This window comes from Companilactobacillus nantensis DSM 16982 (assembly GCF_001435815.1).
Classification (GTDB): Bacteria; Bacillota; Bacilli; order Lactobacillales; family Lactobacillaceae; genus Companilactobacillus; species Companilactobacillus nantensis.
On sequence record NZ_AZFV01000054.1, the window covers coordinates 1 to 7,356 of the forward strand.

At 36.9% G+C, this 7,356-nt stretch carries 6 protein-coding genes and 1 pseudogene; 2 read left to right on the plus strand and 5 right to left on the minus strand.

What is annotated here, in order from left to right; genetic code table 11:
- Nucleotides 1-23: 23 nt before the first annotated feature.
- Nucleotides 24-449 (minus strand): annotated as a pseudogene (locus tag FD31_RS13275) (LysR family transcriptional regulator); the annotation flags it as partial.
- Nucleotides 450-900: 451 nt separating this feature from the next.
- Between FD31_RS13275 and metE the strand changes: the two are divergent.
- Nucleotides 901-3,165 (plus strand): 5-methyltetrahydropteroyltriglutamate--homocysteine S-methyltransferase, encoded by a 2,265-nt coding sequence (gene metE / locus FD31_RS13280; RefSeq protein ID WP_057893269.1) that lies wholly within the window; start codon nucleotides 901-903, stop codon nucleotides 3,163-3,165.
- On the plus strand, nucleotides 3,152-4,012 hold the full coding sequence (gene metF / locus FD31_RS13285) for a methylenetetrahydrofolate reductase [NAD(P)H] (RefSeq protein WP_057893270.1): 861 nt from the start codon (nucleotides 3,152-3,154) through the stop codon (nucleotides 4,010-4,012). Before metE ends, metF begins: the two co-directional genes overlap by 14 nt.
- 394 nt (nucleotides 4,013-4,406) lie before the next feature.
- On the opposite strand, the gene FD31_RS13290 is transcribed toward metF, so the two are convergent.
- The 4 genes from FD31_RS13290 to FD31_RS14240 form a co-directional block, all read right to left on the minus strand.
- Nucleotides 4,407-4,877, minus strand: coding sequence for a glutathione peroxidase (locus FD31_RS13290; protein WP_057893271.1), 471 nt, complete (start codon nucleotides 4,875-4,877; stop codon nucleotides 4,407-4,409).
- Nucleotides 4,878-4,882: 5 nt separating this feature from the next.
- Entirely contained in the window at nucleotides 4,883-5,077 is a 195-nt protein-coding gene (locus FD31_RS13295; protein ID WP_057893272.1) for a hypothetical protein, read from the minus strand.
- Between the two features lie 43 nt (nucleotides 5,078-5,120).
- A complete protein-coding gene (locus tag FD31_RS13300) occupies nucleotides 5,121-6,530 on the minus strand; it encodes an MFS transporter (protein WP_057893273.1) in 1,410 nt (469 codons plus the stop codon).
- Between the two features lie 193 nt (nucleotides 6,531-6,723).
- Nucleotides 6,724-7,356 (minus strand): SLAP domain-containing protein (locus tag FD31_RS14240; RefSeq protein ID WP_338059061.1); only part of this gene is annotated, 633 nt, incomplete at its 5' end.

Here is a 7,356-nt window from a genome sequence, read left to right on the forward strand (position 1 = left end):
TAACTTGATTATAAAATTTGCCTTCCAATCTCACTTTTAAAACTCGACAAATCTTTCAAAATATTCTCAGTCTCAGTTTCACGCAAAGTAAATTGATATTCGTCAGCTTTGACAGTCTTAATCAATTCAACAAACGCATGAACAACAAAGGCATAATGTTGGGCCGAAACCGAAAAGGCTTGTTTTTGAACAGTCCCCTTTTCATAACGACCTTGCAGCAATTGCACCTGATCAAGTACCTGTCGCGCATAAATCATAAACTCCCGACCATCATCAGTTAACGTGACACCAAGTTTACTACGCAATAAAATTTGAATACCCATTTCGTTTTCCAAATCTTTGATAGCATTCGATAAACTAGGTTGTGTCAAATATAATTCTTTCGCAGCCTCATTAATGGAACCAGTTTTAACAATCGTCTCTAAATACTTTAGTTGTTGAATTCGCATTGTCTACCTCGTTGTATTGTTTTGATGTTTAACTAAGGATAAACATCAAATTTCTAACCATGTTTAATTCTGTTCAAGTGTATATCATTATTTTCAGTTCTAATAATTCCTTTATTCAGAATAAGATAGATACTAATAACAAATATCAAATTAGATTACTAATTACACTCTAAACAATTAACCAACTAGCCTTCGGGAGCAATAATTTAGACTGCTGTGAAGGTGGCGTTGGGGCTTTAGCCCTTACACCACGGGACGAGTTTTGAAATTCGCGTTCTTTGCGAAGTTCAANGGAGGCGGCATCCTTAAACACCTCATTTTCACCAAGTATACCCCCAGTTATAGTTTAAAACTATAACCCATCATTACTTTTATCAGTTATTCAATATCAAAATACAATGTTAGTTTATAAACAACGAATTACTTACTACCACACAAAGGGGACTTTTTTATGACAACATCAATTATTGGCTTTCCAAGAATCGGCGAAAACCGTGAATTAAAATTTAATACTGAAAAATATTGGCACAACGAAATCACAGAAGAACAATTACAAAACTTTGCCAAAGATTTACGTCTAAAACATTGGCAACTGATTAAAAATGCTGGTATCGACAAAATTCCTAGTAATGACTTTTCATTCTTCGACACTACCCTTGATACTGCTTACTTGCTCAATATCATTCCTGAAGCTGCGAAGAAACTCAATCTATCCCAACTCGACCGTTACTTTGCTTTAGCACGTGGTTATCAAGGCACCAAAGGTGATATTAAAGCTCTTCCAATGAAGAAATGGTTCAATACTAACTACCACTACTTAGTTCCCCAATTTTCACAAGATACTGACATCAAACTAACAGACACGAAGATTTTCGATGAATATCAAGAGGCTAAAGACGCTGGGATTCAAACACGTCCTGTGATTGTTGGACCTTTTACCCTCCTATCGCTCAGTGAATTTCATGATGTAAAAGCAACTGATTTTGTGGATCAGCTTGTGAATGCTTATCAAGAAATCTTTGCCAAATTAGCCCAACAAGGTACCGAATGGATTCAACTTGATGAACCTGAATTAGTTAAAGATGTTACCGGAGACAAAAAAGCTTTATTCGAAAATATTTATGCAAAATTATTACAAAATAAATCTGGCTTAAAAGTTCTATTACAAACATACTTCGGTGATGTTCGTGATGTTTACAATGACTTGATCAACTTGGATGTTGAGGGTATCGGACTCGATTTCCATGAAGGTCGTAAAACTGCTGAATTAGTTAAATCCGGTTTCCCTGATGATAAAATTCTCTTTGCTGGTGTCGTCAATGGCAAGAACATTTGGCGGAATCATTATGCAGAAACTACTGCTTTAATCAAAAGTTTACCTGCTAAAAAGATCGTCATTTCTACATCTTGCTCACTCTTACACGTACCATTTACGATTGAGAACGAAAGTTTTCCAACTGAAATCAAACAACACTTTGCCTTTGCCAAAGAAAAATTGACGGAACTTGACGATATTCAAGCAATTCTATCTGGTAACGGACAAGAGGCAGAATCACAAAACAAACAGCTTTTCGAACAACCACGTGTCCAACCTAACCAAGCTGTTCACGACCGTGTTGCCAAATTGACACCCGATTCATTTGTCAGACATCCTGCCCTAGCTGAACGTGCTGCCATTCAAAAAGAGGAATTCAATTTACCTTTATTACCAACCACCACAATTGGCTCTTTCCCACAAACAAAAGAAGTCAAAAAGACACGTGCACAATTTAGACACAACGAAATCTCTCAAGAAGAATACGATAAATTTATTGCCGGTCACATCGACGAATGGCTCAAGTGGCAAGAAGATATTGGCCTCGACGTTTTAGTTCATGGCGAATTTGAACGTAATGACATGGTGGAATACTTTGGTCAAAACTTGGATGGTTACTTATTCAGTAAAAATGGCTGGGTTCAATCATACGGAACTCGTGGCGTTAAACCACCAATTATTTGGGGCGATGTCGCTCGCAACCACCCTATCACCGTTAAGTGGTCCAAATACGCTCAAAGCCAAACTGACAAGATTGTTAAAGGTATGTTAACTGGTCCAGTAACTATTTTGAACTGGTCATTCCCTAGAGAAGATATTTCCATTAAAGATTCGACAATTCAGATTGCTTTGGCCATTCAAGACGAAGTTCTCGACCTCGAAAAGAACGGTATTAAGATCATTCAAATCGACGAAGCGGCGTTACGTGAAAAGTTGCCATTGCGTAAAACCGACTGGTACTCCGAGTATTTGGACTGGGCAGTCCCTGCATTTCGTTTAGTTCACAGCAAAGTTAAACCAACGACCCAAATTCACACACACATGTGCTATTCTGAGTTTACCGATATTATTCCTGCCATTCAAAACCTCGATGCTGACGTAATTTCCTTTGAAGCCTCCCGCTCAAACCTCGAAATTTTGGATGCTCTCCAAAAGGAACATTTCCAACTCCAAGTGGGCCCTGGTGTGTACGATATTCACTCACCTCGTATCCCATCTGTTGAAGAAATTAAAACGACTATCCACAAAATCCTCGCTAAGGTTCCCGAAGAAAAAGTTTGGATCAATCCTGACTGTGGTCTAAAAACTCGTGGTATCAAGGAGGCCAAAGCTAGTGTAGCTAATCTAACGCAAGCTGCTCAGGAAGTCAGAAAGGAATTGCTCGTCCATGACAGAAACTAACAAGACACCGACCTTATCATTTGAAGTTTTTCCACCCAATTCCGAAGTCGGCACAGCCAATTTAACAGCTACACTTGACCAACTAGAAGGCTTGAATCCAAGCTTTATCAGCGTCACAGCTAGCAATCATAAATTAGATTATGAAAAGACGACCATCGATTTAGCTAAATATGTCCACGACAAATTGCAATGTCCAACTATGGTTCATATGCCTGCCGCCTATGTGACTAAAAAAGAAGTTGATGAAGTTTTAAACCGTTTGGAAGAGATGCATATCAACCAAGTTTTGGCACTCCGTGGCGATATCGTCGAAGGCTATACACCTGAAACCGACTTTAAATATGCCAGCGACTTGATCACTTATATCAAACAACAAAAGCCTTATTTTGAAGTCTCCGGTGCCTGCTATCCTGAAGTTCACCCTGATTCTAAAAATCGAATTGATGATATCCGCCATCTAAAAGACAAAGTTGACTCCGGCTGTGATCAATTAATTACTCAGCTTTTTTACGACAATGAAGCTTTCTACCGTTTCCAAGAAGAGTGTGCAATTGCCAATATCAATGTTCCAATTTTGGCCGGCATTATGCCTATTGTTAATCGTAAACAAGCTTTGCACGTCATTGAAAACTGTTCAGCACGCTTACCCAAGAAATTCATCAATATTCTTGATAAGTACAAGGACAATCCCGTTTCACTGAAGGAAGCTGGTATTGCTTATGCTGTTGACCAAATTGTTGACCTGGTAACAAATAATGTTGAAGGTGTTCATCTTTATACGATGAATAAATCCGATACTGCCAAACATATTTTCAGTAACACAGCCTCATTATTTGGTCTTGAATAACCTATTAAATCAATAAAAATAAAGCTAGATTCCAATTAAGGATTCTAGCTTTATTTTTGCGATAATTCATATCTTTAAAATACCAGTTGATGCTAAACTACTGACGTTGCCTTACCAGTCTGGCCTCAGATTGGAGGTGTTGAGAATGTGGACTTCGTTTTTTGTCCCGCTTGCAGTCGGTTTGATAACCGCTTGGTTTGCTGATTGGCTAAATCGTAGGCACCGCAAGTAAAATAGAAAGGCAAAATTAGCCCACTAAAAAACCCGAAGCGAGTCCCTCTCACTTCGGGTTTTGGTGTTGAAAATGCTTCTTCGTTTTTTGCACCATCAGTATAACATGCTTCCAAATTCTAAAACAACCATTCTAGCAATTTAATATTTTATGAATCAATCATCATTTTTCTAATGCTTTCACAATCACTGGCTCAATTTTTTCAGGCTTTGTAACTGGTGCAAACCGTTCAATCACTTGTCCGTCTCGTCCAATTAAAAACTTAGTAAAGTTCCACTTAATACGACCATGCCCTACCGCTGATTTCAAATAAGTAAACAATGGATCTTCCTCATCACCGTTAACTGCCACACGTTTAGTCATTGGGAAAGTTACCCCATAGTGCATCTGACAGTAATCACTCGTTGCTTTATCGGAATCCAACTCTTGATGAAATTGATTCGATGGCAAACCCAATACTTCAAATCCCTGATCATGATACTTTTGATAGAGTTCCTCCAAGCCCGCCAACTGCGGCGCAAAGCCACACTTACTAGCCGTATTAACAACCAACAAGACTTTGCCCTGGTAATCGTTAAAATCAATTGTAAATCCGTTCATTTCTGTTTCTGAGAAATCGTAAATACTTGCCATAATCCTCATCCTCTCGACGAATTTTTATGATAAAAGTACCACCATTGACCGACAAACACTGCCAACAATAAGACTAATACCAACATCCCATTAATATTTTTGGTCATCACTCGAAACACGATTAAAGCCTCATAAATTACACCTAAAACGATAATTTCATACCAAAAATACATCAGGGATTTTTTAAATGCTTTCCACATACGGTAAAACTCCTAAATCTAAGTTACTTCAATTATACGTTAACTAATGTGCTTTTGCCGACTTATCGATTCGTCTAATTATAAATACTAAAATGATTGCTATAACTAAAATAATAAATGCCGTGATATATGCAAAATGTAGTCCATTTAAAAACCAACTAGGGTTATTTTTCGGATAATAGTTAACGGTGTGGCCTGCTTTCAAACTCATGCCGTAATATAAACTAGTCGTTGCAATACTGACACCGATGCCCATACCAATATTTCTAAACAAGGCAGCCAAACTACCAGCAACACCTTGATATTCCTTAGGTGCATAGCCCATAATCATGGGATTATTTTGAAAACCACCATTTCCAATTCCCAGAAGCGCAAGCATTACTGTGAAGAAAATCAAATCGTTATTGGATGAAATTTGAGTCAAAAATAACAATGGAATCGCATAAACGAACAAATTGCATAGCGAGACATTCGTTGCATTAAATTCATCTGTAAAAATACCCGCAATTGGTGCTGCAATTACATTAGCAAACGGGATAGCCATCATAATCAAACCAGTCATTGTCGTACTTAGTGACCGAAAATCAGTTAAATAAAACGGCATAATAACGTTGGCATAATATCCAATTGAGAACACTAATAAGGCGCTGATCAAACTCAAAGTTAGCCGTGGAATTTTAAAAATCCTCAAATCAATCAAAGGACTTGCTACATGATTTTCAACATAAATGAAGACAATCCACATGATTAAACTGATACCAAAAGTAGTTAAAACGGCAATGTTCCCAAAACCAATATCTTGTCCCATAAAGATACTGACAAAAAATGTTCCAATCGCTAAAGCATAGGCAGTTAACCCAGTCCAATCGTACTTAATAATAGAGACTTCTCGCTCTTCCTTAGGAAACATAAAGCGGCCATAAATATAAACAATAATTCCTATTGGAATATTTATAATAAAAATCCAATGCCATGAAAGGAAACCTAAAATTAGGCCACCTAAACCAGGCCCTGAAATATTACCTAGTTGGGCAATAATACTGTTAATACCGTAAGCCCTACCACGCAAATTCATCGGAAAAATCATCGCAACGATACCAATATTTGTTGCCATACTCATACTGGCGCCAAAACCTTGAACTACTCGACCTATTAGTAAAATCGGCAAGGTTGGACTCAACGCACAAATCAAGGAACCAATCGTGAAAAAAATAGTTCCAGTCTGAAAGATTTTAATATAGCCAATTTGATCGGCCATTCTTCCCCAAAAAAGCAACAACATACAAATTAAAATGAAGTAAACTGAAACAATCCATTCCGCCCGATTCATAGGAACGTGCAAATCTTTCGTCAAACTGGGAATTGCCACATTAACGATACTTGCATCCAATAATTGCATAAAAGACATAAAACTAGTGGCAAATAATGTCAGCCACATATGATTTTTCTTCAAAATACGTCAATCCTCTCACGTGAATTCATATTTCTATAATAGAACTCTTTTGCCAAAATTCACTTATTAGAAGAAATATTTTTGTAAAAGCTACTTTTAAGTCGATACATCCTACTTTCTTTTATAACTGGTATTGAATTATCAATTAATAAAAAAAGTGGTCCCCACAATTATATGAGGGAACCACTTTTTCTTAATATTCAGATACATCACTAGCTCTGACAAATTTGTTAGTTGAAATACGATAGTATTTTTCACCATTAATATAAGTAAAAGCATCGATGTTCAAAGTAATATCAGTTAATTTTTCACTTCCGATTAAATAACCTTCAGCAGTAAAAATGTTGATATATTTGTCGGTATTGACCTTAATAGCCAAATTTATCGGTGTGTAAATATAAGCATCAGTTATTCGAATCAGTCTATTATTGGAAATTCGATAATATTTTAGACCAGCAATTGTAACAATAGCTTCGCTATACTCATTAGTTGCTGGAGCTAGAATCATATTTTTTATTTTAGTAATTTCATTTTTGGAATTTAATTGATATACCTCAATAGCAGGTTGGCTTGAGTAAGTCGTAATAAATTGAATACCATTTCCATGACTGGTATTGAGAGAATGTTTTTCTTTCGTATTCTTATTGATATTAGTTATATTTTGTTTGGATGGGTCTGTCAAATTTGCTGGAGTTGTATGCTTGTCTAATTCTAATGGATCTGAAACTCCTGGTTGTGCTGGAGTTACTGGTTGAACCGGAGTCACTTCTTCTAGATTAACTGGCTGTTCTGAGATTACTGGTTTTTCTGATGTCACTGGCTTTTC

Excerpts from the sequence above, each read along its gene's own strand:
- metE (WP_057893269.1), top strand. The coding sequence starts at position 901 with ATGACAACATCAATTATTGGCTTTCCAAGAATCGGCGAAAACCGTGAA.
- metF (WP_057893270.1), top strand. The coding sequence starts at position 3,152 with ATGACAGAAACTAACAAGACACCGACCTTATCATTTGAAGTTTTTCCA.
- FD31_RS13290 (WP_057893271.1), bottom strand. The coding sequence starts at position 4,877 with ATGGCAAGTATTTACGATTTCTCAGAAACAGAAATGAACGGATTTACA.
- FD31_RS13295 (WP_057893272.1), bottom strand. The coding sequence starts at position 5,077 with ATGTGGAAAGCATTTAAAAAATCCCTGATGTATTTTTGGTATGAAATT.